The sequence below is a fragment of the Pelagicoccus mobilis genome, assembly GCF_016595505.1.
In the GTDB taxonomy this organism is placed as follows: Bacteria; Verrucomicrobiota; Verrucomicrobiia; order Opitutales; family Opitutaceae; genus Pelagicoccus; species Pelagicoccus mobilis.
Genome location: NZ_JAENIL010000030.1, coordinates 58171 through 76116, shown reverse-complemented (window position 1 = coordinate 76116; position 17946 = coordinate 58171). Strand labels below are relative to the sequence as shown.

Below are 17946 nucleotides of genomic sequence, written 5' to 3'. Positions count from 1 at the left end.
ATCAGCCTCCAGTGGAGGACTTCAAAATGTTTTCCAGGTCATCCGCGCTCGGCACCATGCTGGCCTCCAAGCTACGACGCGCCAGCTCGACCGCCATGATAGGAGCGAGACCGCGGGCGAATGCCCCGATCGAACGAGACATACAGATGTAGTAGGTTTCTTCCGCCTCGTTGCCGAATTCGATCACGTTACAGAGCGGATTAATGAATCCGTACGCCGCGAAGATACCAAGGAAAGTACCGGAGAGCGCCGCCGAAATCTTGCCGCCGATCACCATCACGCTCTGGTCGAGGTAACTCATGGTCAGGATAATACCCATAACCGCCGCCACGATACCAATACCAGGGAGAGAGTCGCCGAGAAGATGGAGAACGTTGATCGGGCCATGCGCTGCGTGCTTCTTGGCGTCGATCTCCGCTTTGAGAAGCGGCTCCAATTGGTCCGGCTTTATCTTACCGTCGATTATCGGACGGAGGGCCGAACAGAGAAATGTCACCTTTTCCTTATCCGCCAGAAACTTCGGATAGTTCTGGAAGATGGTGGAGGACTCAGGGGAGCTCACATGCTCGTCGAGGGCTAGCAGGCCATTGCGGCGACCTAGCATGAAGAGTTCGTACATCACCTTCATCAGATCCAAGTAGTCATCCTTGCCCGGACCAGACCCCTTGAGGGCGCCGATACATGCGTGGATAGTATGGATGAGGACGTCCTTCGGAGCACTGATAACCGCCACCCCGATGGTAATCCCGCCAATCGCGATGATTTCCGCCGGGTGCCAAAGCAGGATCAGGTTTCCGCCGGCCATAAGGAAGGCCGTGACTGCGGAACCGACTACGATAAGACTGCCGATGATGATAAACATAGCTCGTGGTCTCTCCTATCGGAGTTCCGGGAGAGAACTTTACTCAGCGAATGAAGAAATCTACTTATGCATCACATTCGTGATGTAGCTTCTCAAACTGATGATGGCCTGCGAGTGGATCTGGCAAATACGGGATTCCGTAAGTCCAAACACTTCAGCGATTTCCGCCAGACGCATGTCCTGGAAATAGTACATCGCCAAAACCTTGCGCGGGGTCTCCGGGAGCTGGTTGATACGCTCCGCAACCAGACGAGTCACCTCGTCCTTCTCCATCTTGTTGGTGACCGGCATGACATTGTCGTCCGGGATCACCTCGTAAAGGTCCGCCCCTTCGCCGTCGTCGCCGCCAGCAGCCGCATTGTCGAGCGGCAGGAAGCTGACCGGACGCGTCTCCGCCATCAACTGGTCGTACTCCTTATGGCTGAGGCCTAGCTCGTTGCGGATCTCCTCCTCGGTCGCCGGGCGGCCGAGGCGCTGCTCCACCTCCTCGATCGTAGCGCGGAGTTTCTTGAAATTGGTTCGTGCGTTACGCGGCATCCAGTCCATGCGACGAAGCTCGTCGAGGATCGATCCACGGATACGCATCGCCGCGTACGAGCCAAAAGACTTCTTCTGGGCAGGGTCGTACTTCTTGAGGGCGGCGATCAAGCCAGTGATGCCGACGCTGTGCAGGTCTTGCTCATCGATGTGCGGCGGCAGGTTGATTTTGATGCGGGCCACAATCGAGCGCACTAAGGGCATGTAGGTCTCGAAAAGTTCCGCTTGCTGGACAGGCGGCTTCGCAGAGTCGCCCACCCCGTAGGCTTTGGCGGCCTGGGCTTTCTTCCCCTTTGAACTGTCCTTCCTCTCCTTCACGTTAATATCATTCATAGTTGGTTGGGTATTTATACGGGTTTAGATCCGCGCTCTTTAGCATCTTGCTGTCTTCTTTCTTCAGCCTCCGCCATCGCAGCAATGGCGGCTTGACGCTTCTCCATGAGCATTTGCTTTACATTCCTTATCCAAATTTGTCCGACCCACAGGAAAAGCAGACCGCAAAGGAAGCTTCCGATGCTGGCTTGCCCGAGGGCGCTAAGAGGAGTTTTGCCGACCGCCAAGCCGATGAGAAACATTGAGATGAATCCAATCATCCCTCCCATGAGCATTGAGTACATCATGACTTAATCGACGCCCCTCCTGGTTGAGTTGCAGCTACCGAGCCTCGACGCTTGGCCGAAGCGGCCAATTCTCTCCCGTTCGGGAAAGATCGTTCCAGCAAGTAGCTATAGGTTTCCATAGTGTATTCACCAGCTGGATTCGGGCCTTCACTAAAGAACAAAGGCTGCATCCGGCGATTTAACAAAAACTTCCAAAGTTTGCCCGCTTTCCGGGTCTCCTCTACGTGGGTAAACACTACCTTGTTCGCTCCGATGGATTCGCCTGCCGCCAACATGTCGGCAATCAATTCCGCTTCATAGGCAGCATTTACTACCAGGATCCGCTCATCAATTCCGAGCGCATCCAAATTCTCACGACACGAATCGATCGAGCTGCGATCCTCAAGACTGTAGCCGGGCATATCTACAAGCAAAGGACGTTCCGGACCTATCTCCCCAACCTCGCTGGCAGAACGAGCAAGCCCTACTCCCATGATATCGCAGAATACCTCTAGCCCGTCACTTGGGTTCGGCAGATCGGAATCGACCTTCAACACGCTAGGAGCCAATCCATTTAGAAAAACATCCGCAGACAGCATCTTACAGAGAGCGGAAGTCTTCCCCACTCCACTGCAGCCGATAAAGGCTCTCCGATGATTCAAGTTCGGCCTTTCCGTATGAGGAAAGTGGACACGTAGCCAATCGCAAATCTTGGCATACAGATCCATTGTCGGCAAAGTTCCGATATCGCGAAAATCGACTTCAGAGCGAACGCGCTCGATCAAGGACCGATCAAAGCCGATCGATTCCAACATGGAGATCGCTCGCTGCACTGCGTCAAGAGTTCCTCGCTGCACCGGATTAGCCGCGGACCCCAAAGGAGCTTCGCTTTGAGCAATCTCTGGAGCTTTTGCGTCTTCCGACTCCGGAGCTGGCGTCTCGGCTTCAAATTGAGCAAAGTAATCACCTGACGACTCGCTTGATTCACTTTTTGAATACAGATCGCCTATCGGGCTCTTATTGAGAGGAGCAGTCGCACTTGGCTCTTCGGAGACCGCTTGCTGTTCAGGAGCCTTTTCCTGAGCCGCTGCAGAAGGAGCCGCAGCCTGAGCTTCTTGGGTTGCCGGCTTAGACGCCTCTGGCTTTGGCGAGCTCGCATCGCCTGTGATCTCCACGATCACCTCCAGCTTCGGCTTGCTAACAAGTCGCTTAAGCCCGCCGGCTTCAACTTGCTTGACCGAAAGCACGCGGGCCATCTCGCCATATTTCTCGCGGATGACGCTGACCGCCTCGCTCGCTGTATTAACGAGGAGCTTGATCTGTGTGCCTGCAGGTGTGGAGTCTTGGCTCATGAAAAATCAGGTTCCTTAGTTAGGTTGGAAGCTCGCGGCCATCGGGGCGTCCGCCGCTGCATTTGTCGCTCCATTCGCTTGAGCTTGGGCCTGCATATCGCTCTGAGCAAAATCCGGGAATAGGACAATGGCGTGATTCATAATCTCAGTGCTAGATGGAAGTTCCTGATAGCTTAAAATATTAAGCTTGGGCAGCGACGGTTCAAAGAATCGTTTGAAGGGCAAGCGTATTTCCGCTGCCGTTACAAGAATAGGTAGTAGACCGTTTTCGATCTGGTCATTAGCCTTTATTGCAAGCTCCCGGAGTAGGTACTGCGCGAGCTGCGGATCTAGGGAAAGTGTGTAATCCGTATTTGTGCGTTGCACCTTAGAGGCCAGTACCTGCTCGAGGCGCGGATCCATGGTAATCGCCTTGAGCACCCCTTTCTCAGACTCGTATTCAGAGACGAAAAACTCTCCCGTACGACGGCGAACGTACTCGGACAAATCATCCGGGTTCTTAGAAATATGAGCGAAGTCGCCTATGCCTTCCAGGATCAGGGTTAGGTTGCGAATGGCCACGCCTTCCTTAAGTAGATTCTGAAACACTCTATGTATCGTCCCAACGGATACGAGATCCGGAAGCAGTTCCTGCACAAGGGCTGGGTGGGATTCCGCCACGTGGTCGACAAGCTTTTGCGTATCCTGGCGGCTGAGCAGGTGGTGGGCGTTCGTCTTGAGACACTCGGAAAGATGAGTAATGAGCACCGAGGCAGAATCGACCACCGAGAAACCATTGATTTCCGCAGTCTTCTTCTCGTCTTCGTCGACCCAAACCGCGTCGATACCAAACACGGGTTCCTTGGTCGGGATGCCGTTGAGCTCGGTTTCGCTACCGGTCACGTTCATGGCCATCCAACGCGTCGGGACCACCTGGCCGCGAGCGACCTCCTTGTTGTGCAAGAGGAACCGGTACTCCTGACCATCGAGCTCCATGTTGTCGCGAACCGCAATCGGCGGCACTACGATGCCGAGTTCGCTAGCCAAGGTTTTACGCACACCGGTGACCCGCTCCAACAAGTCGCCTCCTTGGGCCTTGTCCGCGAGCGACAAAAGATTAAATCCGATTTCTAAGGCAAACACGTCTACTTCAATTAGTTTTTCAAATTCAGCCGGCAGATGCTTCGATCCATCTTCGACAGGCGGCGCTCCTGGAGCAGCTCCCTGCCGCGCCTGAGCCTCCTCTTCTAGTTGCTTCAACTTCTCCTCAGCTTTCTTCTTGCTCTGCACCTTATTGAGAGCCAACGCCCCGGCGCCAACGCCTGCGGACATCATGAAGAACGGCAGGAAAGGCATTCCCGGGATCAATCCGAAGAGCCCCAACATACCAGACAGCACGCCAAGAGCCTTCGGGTAAGCAGCCACTTGGCCACCGATTTGCGAACCGAGATCCTCGTCCTCGCCAGAGTTGCGAGTTACAAGAAGCGCGGCCGCCAGAGAGATGATCAACGCCGGAATCTGGGACACCAAACCATCACCGATTGAAAGAAGCGTGAACGTCTGCAACGCCTCTTGGAAATTCATGCCCTGCTGCCACATGCCGATGGCGATACCGCCCAACACGTTGATCGCAGTGATCAGGATACCAGCCGTCGCATCCCCGCGAACGAACTTGCTCGCACCATCCATCGACCCGTAGAAGTCCGCTTCTTTTTGCACCTTCTCGCGTCGCTTAGTCGCCTTGATCTCGTCGATGATGCCCGCGTTGAGCTCCGCATCGATCGCCATCTGCTTACCAGGCATCGCGTCCAAGGTGAAACGAGCGGCAACTTCCGCGATACGTCCCGCACCCTTGGTGATAACGATAAAGTTGATCGCGACCAAAATCAGGAAGATGACAGTTCCCACCAGGTAGTTGTTTCTAACTACAAAAGAACCGAAGGAATCAATCACGCTACCCGCATAGCCATCGAGCAGGATCAGGCGGGTCGAAGCCACGTTCAGCCCGAGTCGGAAAATGGTTACTCCCAACAGGATTGTCGGAAATCCGGAGAACTCAGAAGGCTCTTTGACGTAAACGATGATCAAAAGGATCAGCAAAGAGGCTCCGATACTCGCCGCCAACAGCACGTCCAACATCAATGGCGGCAATGGCAAGACCAGCAGCAAAACCGTGCCAAACAAGCAGGCAACCAGAGCCGTATCCCCTCTCTTTAGAAAAGCGAGCAGTTTTGCCGGAGTAAAATTCTGTGAAAGTTCTGCCATTATTTACGCTTCTTGAGCTCGGCACGACGAGCCTTGAGTTTGTGGAAGTAGTAACGGTGCGTCTTGTATACGAACGCTAGGATCTCAGCCACCGACTGGAACATCTCCATCGGGATGGCAGACCCAACCTGTGAAACCTTGAAAAGCATACGAGCGACCATCTTGTTCTCGACCACGGGCACTCCGTGCTCTGCCGCTACCGACTTGATTCTTTGAGCGAACGCATTCTCGCCCTTGGCGACCACGACTGGAGCCGAGTCCACACCGCGCTCGTACTTGAGAGCCACCGCATAGTGTGTTGGATTTGTCACTACAACGTCCGCAGTTTCAACATCACCCAACATCTGACCTTGCATGAGACGGAACGCCATCTGCATCCGAGCCTTCTTCAGCTCTGGGCTCATGTCCTGATCCTTACGCTCCTGTTTGACCTCTTCTTTGGTCATCTTCAGGTCGTCCATGGTCTTCTTTTTCTGCCAAAGATAGCTAATCACAGCGATCACGCCCACAGCCGCCACCAAACGAATGAAGACATAGATCATCGTATCCGTTATGAAGGTACCGACATGAGTGATATCGACCTCGGCATAAAAGATCGGGTCTTTGACGATCTTCCGCATCGCCACCCAAAGGATCAACCCCATGGCCGCCATCTTCAGCAAATCGATACCGAACTTGACGAGTACATCCTTACCCCAGAGGCGCTTCACCCCAGCAATCGGGCTCAACTTGCTGAACTTCACCCCGAGAGCCTTAGGAGTGAGTCGGAATTTCGTCTGCAATCCACCAGAGACAATTCCGGCCACCATGGCAGTCAGCAAAAACGGAGCTGAGAGCTTGCCCAACATGATAACCACCTCGCTTAAGAAAAAGCTGATGTTGTCCCGAGAAAGAGAGTCGCCGCCTAGGTTACCAAGAAAAGATGCCGAAATACTGAATACATCGTTCGCAATCGAACGACCTGCGAACATAACCACCAGCAAACCCGCCAGCAGAGTAAACATAACTCCCACCTCTTGAGCCTGTGGCAAGTTACCCTCTTCACGGGCTTGATCCAAGCGCTTCGCGGTTGGCTCTTCAGTTTTCGACTCTTTATCAGTATCCGCCATCTTTTACACTTGGGGTCTGAACAAAATGAAGCGAAGCATCATTTCGGGAGTTTCAACGATGAAGTTCAACGCATAGTGAGCGATTAAACCGATGGTGAGAGCGAGCACCGTAGTGCCGAAAAAGATACGAACTGAGAAACTCAGAATGAAGACATTGAGCTTTGGCACGACCTTGCCCAATACCGCGAAAACCAGATTAACGATAAAGTTGACCGCAATAATCGGAGCCCCCATCAGGATACCGATCTTAAAGATGTCGACCGTTTTCAAGATGAGGTAGTCAGCCGCGTAAGAGTTCGCTTCGAAATAGCCAACTGGAGCGATTTCGAAACTGCGCATAAACGCGAGCAACATGTCGTATTCACTTCCCGATAGCAGAAGCATCAAACCAAAGAAGTAGATCACAGTTCCCAAGGGATTGCCTTGACTAGAGGAAGTTGCCGGATCGATCTCCGGACCTGGCTGCAGGCCGATCTGCACCGTGATCACCTGGGCCGCAAAATCGAGAACGAAGAATACCATGCGCATCGCGAGCCCCATCATCGCGCCCACAACAAACTCTTTCGCGAACCACAAAACCAGCCCCCAAACCGTTTCCGGAAGAGTTATTCCCATCTCGACCATCGGCATTGCCATGAGGGCGAAACCAGAAGCCAACGTGATCTTCGCCACGAGGGGGATCGCTCTATGAGAGAAGACAGGCGCTGCCATGAAGAGGCCCAGCACTCGCATGCCGACCAGCAAAAACAGACCTATCAATTCGATCGTCATATGTTATTGGATACTTATTAACAATCGATTTTAGAATCCAACCGAAGGAATGGTTTGGTACACTTCGATGGTGAAATTCATGAGAGTTTTCATCAACCACGAGGAGCCGATGATCAAAAGACCGCCAACCGCGAAGAGCTTTGGAGCGAACGAAAGCGTCTGCTCCTGGATACTTGTGACGGACTGGATCAAACTTATTACCAAACCAACCACGATGGTCGTTATCAGGATCGGACTGACCAGCATGAGGGCATTGGTCACAGCCTGACGAAAGAGTTCAATTGCGGTTTCGATATTCATATATTGAAACTTTGTACCAAAGATTTGATTACAAGCGTCCAGCCATCTACGAGAACGAAGAGCAGGAGCTTAAACGGTAGAGAAATTACAACTGGGGGCATCATCATCATGCCCATCGCCATCAGCGTGGTACCGACAAGGAAGTCGACCATGATGAACGGGAGAAAGATTTTGAATCCCATCTGAAAGGCAGTGCGTATCTCGCTCATCACAAAAGCGGGGACCACGATTCGCATCGGGAGCTCAGAAGCGGCAGTCGGTCCCAGATCCGCGAGATCCAAGAAGAACTCCACGTCAGAAAGCTTCGTCTGATTGAGCATAAACTCGCGCAGCGGAGCCGCGCCACGCTCGAAAGCATCTAGCGTCGTGATCTCCTTCGCCATCAAGGGTTGCAAGGCGTTGTTATTCACATCGGTCAAAACCGGCTGCATGATGAAAAAAGTGATGATGAGCGAGAGCCCAACGATGATTTGGTTTGAAGGCGCTTGCGGAACACCGATCGCGGTACGCACAAATCCGAGCACGATGATGATACGTGTGAAGCTCGTCATCAGAACGACCATGGAAGGTCCCAAGGTCAAAAGCGTCATCAAGAGGAGAACTTGAATCGCAGCTCCCACATCTTGCACGCCACCGTCACCGCCGACGTTCAGGCTCAATTGCAATCCGGAGCCAGCCGCCCCGGCGTCTTGAGCGTCCTGCCCGGACGCCACACTCGCAAAAACGCTAGCGAGCAAAAGTATCCAAGATATGGATATAATTCGCCTCACGCTTGCCCTCCTTGCTCAGCGCCAATGCTGCTCGCCTCGATCTGAGGAAACTCTCCGCTGCTGTTTTGCAGGGTCGTCAGGTAGTCGATCTTTCCTGGGCCCACGCCGATGAGAATCTTCTGATCTCCATATTCGACCACGGAGATAAACTGGCGATTTCCCAGCATACGCGTTTCCGCGATCTTGAGCTTGCCGCCCTCCTTGCCGAGCGACTTCCGCATGAAGCCGCTTTTGAACAAATACCAAACCACAACCGCGACCGCACCAATCACGACCGCATAACCAATCAGCGTGATCAACGCGCCGGAAGAAGCCGAGTTGCCCGACAAGATCCCTTGCATCGCCGAGGATCCCTCACTCGCTCCCTCAGAAGAGCGGGATGGGTCGATCACCTCGTCTGCATCGATCGCTAGCGAGACTTGGCAAAAGCATAAGGCCGCTGCGGCAAGCAGTACGGCGTAAGGAGTGCGGAAGGACATAGGATTGTGGTGGTTGTGTGCGCCGCTTTCTTAGCAACGCCGATGCCAGAAGCTCACAAACCTAACATAACTCGTTGTATATCAGTTGAATAAAAACTAAAAAAACATTTAAGTTATTCAAAATACGGTCGTATAGGCAGATTTTTCCTAGCCCCTCCCAAGACACTGCCCAAGCCGCGAACTAGGCACTTTTTGCGAGGTCGGCAAATAAGGTACTCACCCTAAGAGAAACTTGCGTTTCAACAAATGGTAGGGCGCGACCGCCGGGCACGCCGCTGCCTCATGTTCATGCAATGCGCATTGACGTCAACTTATCTGAAAAACGTCTCCAAAATGTTCTTCTTCTGCTTCTCCTTCTTCATCTTCTTCTAAAATCACAGACTCCAATCCTGGAACACCGCTCTCCGAGCGCGATGAAGAAGCGGATGAAGAAGAAGATGAAGAGCCTTTTAGCGCTTAAGTTGACGCCAATGTGCAATCCGGCGTGCCGGGCCTCACGCCCTACCAATCCGCACACAAAGAAGCCGCGCCCTTCTCCAATAGGGCGCGGCTTCTTAACATATCAGTTGTGTATCAAATACTTATGCGTTCGCCCGCAGCGAACTAGCCATTGGCCATCTCCGTAATCTTGATGCCGAAATTATCTTCCACGACCACTACTTCACCATAGGCGATGAGCTTGTCGTTGATGTAGAGACCGACGGGATCTTTCGCTTCCTGGTTAAGCTGGATGACAGATCCAGGCACGAGCTCCATCACCTCACGCATCGGCATCCGGCAGGATCCGAGCTGGACGGTGAGCTTCACGCGCACGTCCATCAACAGGCCAAGGTCTTTCGTCTCTTCTAGCATATTCATGATTCAGGCAATTCCTCTTCTACTTTGTTGCTAAGCTTCACGCCGACTCGGTTGTTCTCCAAGCCGATCTCTCCAGTGAATTTTATAGTGTTTGAAAGTCTGACTCGCGTGTTCTTCAACACGCTCTTCGGGAAGCGGATCACGTCGCCAGGACGCAAGTTGAGCACTTCCTTCGTGGTAAGGCTATCCCCATCCCACTCAGCCTGGACCGGGATGTCGATGTTGTTGAAACTCGACTGCCAGCTGCTCTCTGAAGTCGTAAGATCCAGCCCAAGATCCTTCTCCTTCGCCTCGTGCATGCGCTTGATGATCGGCTCGAGGGTGTAGTAAGGCAGGCCGATCTGGATCGTTTCGGAACAGTCCCCTACTCCGGCTTCCATCGAGAGTACCAACATGATCGCATCCGGCGGAGAAGTCTCCAGGAAGCGTCCGTTGCTTTCGTGACCGATGATCGTGGTGTCGAGCTCCTGCTCGCTCTTCCACTGGCGGCACCATTCCTCGAGCACGATGCTGACAACATCGTCGACGAGATTGGTTTCGATCTCGGTCAAATAGCGCTCGCCTTGCACCGAGTGGCCTTTGCCCCCCAGCATCCGGTCCACCATGGTGAGAGCGAGTCGTGGATTGATATCGATGACCCCCACCCCAAAAAGCTGCTCGATCTTGAAGAGCACCACGTGGGCAGGATTCGGAATCGTCTCGGTGAACTTGCTGTAGGTCAGCGTCGAGAGACGCGACATCTTCAGCGAATACTCGAGACGGAGAAAAATGGAAAGACGGGCCGCTAGGTAGCGGATGAACTCCTCGTGGCGAATACGGACACGACGCAGCTCCACTTCCGTGAGAAAGATCGGATTCCGGAAGTCGTACGGCTCGATGCGAGTCCCCTTCGGGGTCTTAACCTTATTACCTTCGGGATCATAGATAATCTCCTCCGGCTCCTCCATCGCCTCTTGGATAAGAGCGTCGATGTCGGTTTGGTTCAGCAGTTCGCCTTCGTTAGCGCCGTTTTGTTCTTCGTCAGCCATGGAGGAGTTCGGTCGTTATACGCCTATTGGATTACCAGAGTGAGAGCGATGTCTTCGACGACCGGCTTCCCAACGATGTGGTTGAAGCCTTGCTTCAACTGGTTGCGAACGAGGTTCTTGTTCTCGCGACGCTCGTAGTCTGCCAAAGTGAGATTGCCCACGATGGTGTCGGCATGGTCACGCAAGCGGTCCAGCTTGCTCTCCATGATCGATTCCAATTCCAGATTGTGGCTGTAGACAGTAAACACCGCCTGCACGAAGCGCGTCTGGCTGGTCCCCTTAACATTCGCGACCACTGGCTCAAACGCATACTTATATTCGTCGCCCGAGTCATCGACCATGATGTCGAGGTCTTCCGCGGTGATCGGAGCTTCCTCTCCCTGCTCGGGGAGCTCGGCCTTGATCATCGGAAGAAACATGAACTTGAACATCGCGAAAGAGATCACCGGCATGAGCACGATGACGAGGAGGGCGGGAAGCATCCCGCTACCTCCTCCACCCTTCGCGGACTGTTGTGGGGCTTCTGAAGCTTGTTGTTCTTCTGCCATTTATATCAGTCGTTGGGGGTTGTTACTACTACTTTAGGTTAGGTTACCTTAGTTGTTGGTTATCGCTTCAGGTTTACGACTTCCTGAAGAATGTCATCGGATACCGTGATGATACGGGATCCCGCCTGGAAACCACGCTGGGTGGTGATCATGTTGGCGAACTCGCCAGTCAGATCGACGTTTGAAAGTTCGAGAGCGCCCTGCTTGATAATGCCGAGTCCATTTGTACCCGCAATCTGGAGACCTTCCTCATTCTTTCCGTAAGGATTCTCCTTCAAGCCCGCAGCTCCAAAAGCTGAATACAGGTTCTGGCCTTCACGAATCAGGGCCGTCTTGTCATTGAAGTCGACGAGCTGGATCTGGCCGCGGTTAAAGCTGTCACCATTGTTGAGGAAGTAAACGATACCGCCTTCGTCATCGATCGAGAAACGGCTCAACTCCGGAGTCTGCTCACGGGTCACAGACGATACGATACCTCGAGCCTCTTCGATAGAGGTCGGGAAAGTCGCCATGATCGAGTCAACAGTCGCGACGGAGTCGATGTTCGACTTCCAGGACAATTCGCCGCCAGAGGCGACATCAGCAAAAAGGTTTCTGACCGCGTTACCGTCGATAGAGACGGCTGCATTCGCATCGAGATCGGCTCCGAACATCGCGTAGAAGAAGTCGCTACTTACCGCCTGCTCGATTTCCGCATCGGTCACCACGCCTGACAAGCTACCTTGCTCACTTACGTTACGGAGCGTCTTGAGATTGGAAACCGCCTCCTTCATGAACGAGTGCCATCCGGTGACGCCGGTCACTTCGGTCGGGTTATCAATATCGTTGTAAACGAGCGAGCCCACGCGGTGCGGATTCTCAGCGTCCGCCCCATAAACAGTGGCAGAAGTATCAATCACGCCCGTACCCGGATCGACAGAGATGCTTCCCCAAGTCGTTCCGCCTGCAGCGTCTTCACCGATCAGGTGGTTGGTGTACATCACGGTGTTACGCTTTTGGCCGCCGCTTCTGAAAGCTTCGTCATAAACTTCCGCGTCGCCCACGTTGTAGTCGAGGCGAACGTAATCGTATTCGGAAGGAGCGATTGTTCCGGTCTGAGTGTCTTCATTCACTACGAAGTTCATCTTGCCGTCAGCGTCGACATCGACTTCGAAACCGATAGAACCACCCGTCAAACCACGCACACGCATACCGCCGCTGGTCACGAGATAACCTTGGTCGTCGATACGGAAATCGCCACCACGAGTCGCGTACTGGGTGTTCGTCTTCGGATCCTCAACGAGGAAGAAACCTTCACCCTGGATCGCCAAGTCCGTCAGCTGGTTGGTCGAGGAGAGTCCACCTTGGTGGAACTGGCCCACGATACCTTCAACCTGCACACCGAGACCGACCTGCGAAGCCTGGACATTCGAGCGGTCACCACTCGCCGGCGAAGGGGCTGATTGCTTGAGGACTTGGTTGAACGTCTCCGAATACTTGATACGTGAAGACTTGAACGATACGGTATTAACGTTGGCGATGTTATTACCGATGACCTCCATCCCTTTCGAGAAACTGTTGAGGGCGCTGATTCCGCTACTGAGTGCTCCGAATGCCATGATCTATTAAGTGTGGGTTATAAAAGGTTACTGTTTTTAAAGTTGGTTTTTGAAATTGTGAGAGACTAGCCGTCCTGCCCCTTGACCTGGTTGACGATCTCTTCGACGAGACTCTTCAACTGGTTCGAGCTGCTGATTTCTCCGCCTGGGGCTGGCTCGATCTTTGTGATCGAGTTCACGCTGCGACCGTCGGTGTTCTTGCCGTCCAAGAAAAGCAACGGCTCGTCGTTCACATACTCAACGGAAGTCACCAGTCCTGGAGCCTCCCCTGGGAAGGAGACCATCTTGCCGATGTAGCCCTGAGCGGAGTTAAGCTGCTGGGACTTGGTAAAGTTATCGAAGCTCTTCGTAAGGTTGGAGGTCATCTCCAACTCACTGAAGCTAGCCATCTGAGCGATGAAGGCGGTATCCTCCATTGGCTCGAGTGGATCTTGGGACGCGAGCTGAGTTGTCAGCAACTTGAAGAATTCTTGCTGACCCAGGGCCTTCTTTTCTACGCGCTCTTCCGCCGTCCCAGTGGAATTGAGATTCGAGACATTCTCGAGGCTTTGAGCGCCAGCTATGGAATCGATTGGCATGTCGGGTTTTTAGTCGGTGTTTGGGTTCTTCTTGATCGCGTACGTTTTTGACTGACCAGTTCTTAGCAACACAGATGCCAACCCAAATAAACTATACATTAACCCTTTCTTATCAACGACTTAAAATACCAAATTTTTATCCAACATCATATCCTCCCCCAAGCGGCAAGATCTGCCGCCCCACCCCCGGAAAGCATATCCCCCTCTCCACACCCAACCCCTTGCGCAGAAACGAACGTAACGTTACGTAGCAAACTGCGCACACAAGCATCCTCCATCCCTGCTCCCTGCAAAATGACTACAGATTGCCTACGCCCTGAGTCGCACCTTCCATCCTTCAACAGCGGCCTGTTTCGCCTCCCATGCATGCCTCCCTAGATACCCATTTGGATGCAAACACCTCGGCAACAAGGGATCGACTTCCAAGACACGCCTCCAAAGAAGCGACTCCATTCGAAACCAATCAACAAAGCACTCCGCCGGATCTCCTTCGCCCTCGCTCGGCTGATTCTTCTCTAAAAACTCCAAATACTCGCGGTATCGAAGTCCGATCTCCTCGAAATCCCAAGATCGCTCAACGATCAGCTCGTCCGAGAGCCGCCCTAAAGGCTGCCCTTCCATAAATATCACAGAACGCGGGTCCAATTCCAAGGACTCCAGCTCCTCTCCCCAATCGCGATAAGAGCGAGCGCTGATCCATAGACTCCCTTGCAAGTGCCCGAACCTCATATCCTTCAGCCAGGTATCGAGCCGTTGTCTTTCCTTCCGTTCGCTCGCCGCGATATCGAAGGTCAAAGTTCTCCAACTTCCATCCCACGCCTGCTCCCATTCATGTTTCGGATCCAGTTGATCAGCAACGAGAGCACGCCCTCTATCGGTCAATTTCGGAATCCAGTCCGATTTCCTTGGCTCTCCGTCCCTCAGCAGCCCCTGCTCCTGGATCAAACGCATTTGCCTCACAAAGGAAGAGGCATGATCCCATCCTCCTCCGTACCCGACACACTTCCGCAAAGACGGAACCGAGAGCAAAGTGTCCGTCCCCAAAACGAACAACATTTCCAGCAAGAACTTAGATTTCCTAGATACAGACATAGCTGCAATACAGCCACTTCCGGCATCTGCGCAATTTGCTACGTAACGTTACGTTCATTTCTGCGCAAAAATGGGAGAGCGAGTTGCGGGCGCATCGGCGAGGCGGGGACAGAAGAAACGGGGACCCCAAATGGGATCCCCGTTCCAGTCTCGAACAATGTACGCGTGTTCGAAAATTCTAGCTTAGGCGTAAGTCTTCAGCTCATTGTCCGAAATCACCTCGTCGGAGGCTTTCGCGGAACCGGATTCGGATTCAGCAGAGCCTTCTTCAAATCCGCGGGACTGCGAGCCTCGGGAAGAGCCACGCCCCTCTCCGTTTCCATTCGCCTGACGATCCTGCTTGGAACCAAACTCATTCAAGTTCGTGAAGGAGCTTTCCTTGCCGGATTCCGAATTCTGGAAATGCGGGCTGTTGAGCTTGATCCCCTTCTGATTCCAGTCATTGGCGAGCTCCGCCCAGTTCGACTTGATCGCCGCCTCGAGTCCGGCCACGTCGGTAGTCATCTGTGTGCTTACCGCGGAACCATCCATCGAAATCCGGAGGTTCACACTGCCCCCGCCTTCGAAGTTGATCTTCAGATTCATCGCGCCGCTCTTGTCAGTGACGAGGCGATCGATGCTCTTGGTCAAAGTAGCAATCGTCTCCTTCACCTCCGCAGCAGTCTTGCTGACGTAAGAAGTCTGGCTCGCTTTGCTGGCAGCCTCGGAGCGGCGGTTCGCAGCCGCTTCTACCTTGGCATCAAATGCTTGTGCGGAATCTCCGCCTGCCTTCTCGGCGCCCTTCCCGTTCGCTGCCTGCTTCATCGCGGCGTTGAAATCTTGTTTCGCAGCGGGATCACCTCCGTCACGGTTCTGGGATCCACCTTGCTGCGCGTTTTGGGCGTTCACGCCAGTCGACATGCCTTGATTTCCCGCAACACCGTTCAATCCGGTCGTAGTAGTCTGGCCGTTGTTACTTACAGCAGGCTTAGCCTGACCAGCCGGAGCCTGAGCCCGGCTTGCGGCAGCGGCCGCTGCATCACGAGACGCATGCAGCGAGTGAGCTTGGCTAGCTGCTTGAGCTGCCTTCGCATCGATAGGAGCCCCATCGCCGCTCGGCACCACAACGCGCGACTGGCTCGCGCCCTCAGCTCCCGCACGAGCAGAAGCGGCTCTTTGTTGTCCAAACAGATTCGCCTCACGATTGGCGGAAGCTTCCTTCCCTTCGAGTCCTTCTCCCGGTCGGGTTCCAGATACGTCAAGCCCCATGGCCTTGCCTAGAGGGTCCCGCGTTTCGGTCGAAACGGGAGACTGCCCTGCTTGCGCTCCTGGCTGAGCTGGAGTGGTTGGCATATTTGCAGGATTAGCAACTGGCTTGCTGGCTACCGGTTTCGTGGCACGAGCCAGCGTCTCCGAAATACCTTCCTTCGCTTTCGAAAGGTCAAATCCTAGCCCGTCTTCAGTCTTGCCCTTCTCTGGGCCAATCGTCTCTGCCATTGGACGAGCAGCGACTTGTCCTGGAGTCTGCGTAGCGGCAGGCTCAGGATTAGCCACGGGAGCCGCGCTTGGAACACGAGCAGGAGTGTTCGGCTTGTCTCCTAAAATCGGATTTGGCTGCTCTTTAACAACCTTCGCTGCTTCCACGGGAGTTTGAACTGGCTTGGTCGAATCTTGAGCCTGCTTAGCAACCACAGCGTTTTCTGCCAAACCAGTCGGCTTGATGTTACCGTTCGCAATTGGAGTCGAGGTGTCCGTCTTTGCCTGAGCTTCAGTCGCCATTGGCGTCGCTGGCTTTCCGGCGACAGTCGTCGCCTGCGCTTGAGCTCCCTTCGACTGCTGACTAGCTACGGGGCCATTCTGCACTGCCGGCGCTTGAGTAGCTTGGCCAGTTGGGTTCGCAGGAGCCTTCTGCCCTTCCGGCACAACTGCCTGCACGTTTACGTTTTTCTGAGGTGTGACCTGAGCCTGGACGGAAGCAGGAGTAACCGATGAAGTCTGCATACTCGAGGCAGTCTGCGGCATCGCAATTTTGGCGACCGGGCGGGCTGGCGCATTCGCCTTCACTCGCTCATCTCCGGACTCCTCGTCCTCTAACTCGCTTTCCTTCGCCACGAGTTTCTCTTTAGGAGCCACACTTTCCTCGCGCGGCTTAACTTGGCTTTCCGACTTCGCGGAAAAATCTTTCTTGGCCGAGCCTCCGCTGAAGCCCGAATCAGGCTTCGCATCCACATCGTCAAACTGCGGTTCCGGAGCTGCACGAGAGGTCGCGATGGAGCCAAACGCGTTTCCACCAAAAGCGGACGCGGAGAAACGGCCGAAGCCTCTGCTTCCAAATCCAGGAACGGACTCGGCAATGGGTTCAGTTTGTACAGTTTTGGCCCTCGTTTCCGACGACTCATCGGTCTCGCCCGTTTCCTCGAGCGAACGTGGTTCCGGGGTACGGGAACCAAAAAGCTTCTGGGCGCCATTGATGGCCTTCTCCCAAATGCTGTTACTGGTGGGGCGATCCTTGCCTCCGGTAGAGCTTCCTTGCTTAGACGTCCAAGAACTAAAGCTTGAAGACGCCTGTTCAACTTCACGTACCCCTGTTTTGGATACGCTGGTAGGCTCTATTGGCATAGCTATGTTTGTTGTAGATTATTTTTGGAGTTATCCGTAAAGAGTCGGAGCATATCGGAAATCTTCGCAGCACGTTTCACCTGCTCCGAGCCATTCCCATTTGCTGTCACCATTTCTTCGAGAACGGCTCCCACCGTCTCCGAATCCATGAAGAAAAGAATTTTAACCACGGTCGAATCGTCTAGTTCATTGAAAATGCTTACCGCAGCCTCCGGGTCCAGAAGAGCATAGGTCTTCGCCAAGCGCTTGAGGTTGTCCTTCTCATCCGCTTCGAGCTTTACGATGCCTTCCAGGAGATGTTCACGCATGAGCTCGACTTGGCTCTTGATCTCTTCGATCTCCGCCCGATCCGCGCCCAAGCGCGCTTCGTATTCCGCGAGCTCGCTCTCACGCACCTCCAAGGCAGCGATCCGGCGGTTCAGTTCCTCTTCCAAGTTCGTTATGTAATCGGACGCAAACCCCCACTCAAAGGGCTCCGGCTCCTCTCGAGTGACGACCAACGCCTTGCTCTTAGGCTCGGGAAACAATTCCGACCAATACATCTTCAATGCCACGAACTGAGTTCCCACCATTAAAAGGAGGGCAAGTATCGCGAGTACAACGGGTTTGTTTAGAATCTTCAT

At 53.8% G+C, this 17946-nt stretch carries 18 protein-coding genes; all 18 read right to left on the bottom strand.

From position 1 onward, the window contains the following. Window position 1: 1 nt before the first annotated feature. The 18 genes from JIN87_RS16335 to JIN87_RS16250 all read right to left on the bottom strand — a co-directional run bounded on the left by JIN87_RS16335 (window position 2) and on the right by JIN87_RS16250 (window position 17946). Entirely contained in the window at window positions 2–862 is an 861-nt protein-coding gene (locus JIN87_RS16335; protein ID WP_200356660.1) for a motility-associated protein, read from the bottom strand. Between the two features lie 60 nt (window positions 863–922). Further along, the gene (locus tag JIN87_RS16330) at window positions 923–1732 is read right to left on the bottom strand and encodes a FliA/WhiG family RNA polymerase sigma factor (protein ID WP_200356659.1); all 810 of its coding nucleotides are present in this window, start codon (window positions 1730–1732) and stop codon (window positions 923–925) included. A 14-nt stretch (window positions 1733–1746) separates the two neighbouring features. Next, complete coding sequence (locus JIN87_RS16325) at window positions 1747–2019, bottom strand: hypothetical protein (RefSeq protein ID WP_200356658.1); 273 nt, start codon at window positions 2017–2019, stop codon at window positions 1747–1749. Beyond that, on the bottom strand, window positions 2016–3350 hold the full coding sequence (locus JIN87_RS16320; RefSeq protein ID WP_200356657.1) for a hypothetical protein: 1335 nt from the start codon (window positions 3348–3350) through the stop codon (window positions 2016–2018). The genes JIN87_RS16325 and JIN87_RS16320 overlap by 4 nt, the downstream gene beginning before the upstream one ends. A 15-nt stretch (window positions 3351–3365) precedes the next feature. Continuing rightward, window positions 3366–5594 (bottom strand): flagellar biosynthesis protein FlhA, encoded by a 2229-nt coding sequence (gene flhA, locus JIN87_RS16315; RefSeq protein ID WP_200356656.1) that lies wholly within the window; start codon window positions 5592–5594, stop codon window positions 3366–3368. Further along, window positions 5594–6703 carry an EscU/YscU/HrcU family type III secretion system export apparatus switch protein gene (locus tag JIN87_RS16310; RefSeq protein WP_200356655.1) on the bottom strand — a complete coding sequence of 370 codons (1110 nt, stop codon included), beginning with the start codon at window positions 6701–6703 and terminating at the stop codon, window positions 5594–5596. Before JIN87_RS16310 ends, flhA begins: the two co-directional genes overlap by 1 nt. A 3-nt stretch (window positions 6704–6706) precedes the next feature. Then, the gene (locus tag JIN87_RS16305; protein WP_200356654.1) at window positions 6707–7474 is read right to left on the bottom strand and encodes a flagellar biosynthetic protein FliR; all 768 of its coding nucleotides are present in this window, start codon (window positions 7472–7474) and stop codon (window positions 6707–6709) included. A gap of 30 nt (window positions 7475–7504) precedes the next feature. After that, window positions 7505–7774, bottom strand: a complete 270-nt coding sequence (gene fliQ / locus JIN87_RS16300) for a flagellar biosynthesis protein FliQ (protein ID WP_200356653.1) — start codon at window positions 7772–7774, stop codon at window positions 7505–7507. Further along, entirely contained in the window at window positions 7771–8544 is a 774-nt protein-coding gene (fliP, locus tag JIN87_RS16295) for a flagellar type III secretion system pore protein FliP (protein ID WP_200356652.1), read from the bottom strand. The genes fliQ and fliP overlap by 4 nt, the downstream gene beginning before the upstream one ends. Next, window positions 8541–9023: a flagellar biosynthetic protein FliO gene (locus JIN87_RS16290; RefSeq protein ID WP_200356651.1), complete on the bottom strand. Its 483-nt coding sequence runs from the start codon at window positions 9021–9023 to the stop codon at window positions 8541–8543. The genes fliP and JIN87_RS16290 overlap by 4 nt, the downstream gene beginning before the upstream one ends. A 603-nt stretch (window positions 9024–9626) precedes the next feature. Next, window positions 9627–9881 (bottom strand): flagellar motor switch protein FliN, encoded by a 255-nt coding sequence (gene fliN, locus JIN87_RS16285; protein ID WP_157726066.1) that lies wholly within the window; start codon window positions 9879–9881, stop codon window positions 9627–9629. Next, a complete protein-coding gene (locus JIN87_RS16280; RefSeq protein ID WP_200356650.1) occupies window positions 9878–10909 on the bottom strand; it encodes a flagellar motor switch protein FliM in 1032 nt (343 codons plus the stop codon). Before JIN87_RS16280 ends, fliN begins: the two co-directional genes overlap by 4 nt. A 23-nt stretch (window positions 10910–10932) precedes the next feature. Beyond that, on the bottom strand, window positions 10933–11457 hold the full coding sequence (locus JIN87_RS16275; protein WP_200356649.1) for a flagellar basal body-associated FliL family protein: 525 nt from the start codon (window positions 11455–11457) through the stop codon (window positions 10933–10935). 59 nt (window positions 11458–11516) lie between these two features. Then, window positions 11517–13055 (bottom strand): flagellar hook-basal body complex protein, encoded by a 1539-nt coding sequence (locus JIN87_RS16270; RefSeq protein WP_200356648.1) that lies wholly within the window; start codon window positions 13053–13055, stop codon window positions 11517–11519. Between the two features lie 65 nt (window positions 13056–13120). Next, window positions 13121–13633 (bottom strand): flagellar hook capping FlgD N-terminal domain-containing protein, encoded by a 513-nt coding sequence (locus JIN87_RS16265; protein ID WP_200356647.1) that lies wholly within the window; start codon window positions 13631–13633, stop codon window positions 13121–13123. Between the two features lie 309 nt (window positions 13634–13942). Further along, the gene (locus JIN87_RS16260; RefSeq protein ID WP_200356646.1) at window positions 13943–14725 is read right to left on the bottom strand and encodes a PaaX family transcriptional regulator C-terminal domain-containing protein; all 783 of its coding nucleotides are present in this window, start codon (window positions 14723–14725) and stop codon (window positions 13943–13945) included. Window positions 14726–14908: 183 nt separating this feature from the next. Next, window positions 14909–17323, bottom strand: coding sequence for a hypothetical protein (locus JIN87_RS16255; RefSeq protein ID WP_200356645.1), 2415 nt, complete (start codon window positions 17321–17323; stop codon window positions 14909–14911). A 2-nt stretch (window positions 17324–17325) separates the two neighbouring features. Then, entirely contained in the window at window positions 17326–17946 is a 621-nt protein-coding gene (locus tag JIN87_RS16250; protein ID WP_200356644.1) for a MotE family protein, read from the bottom strand.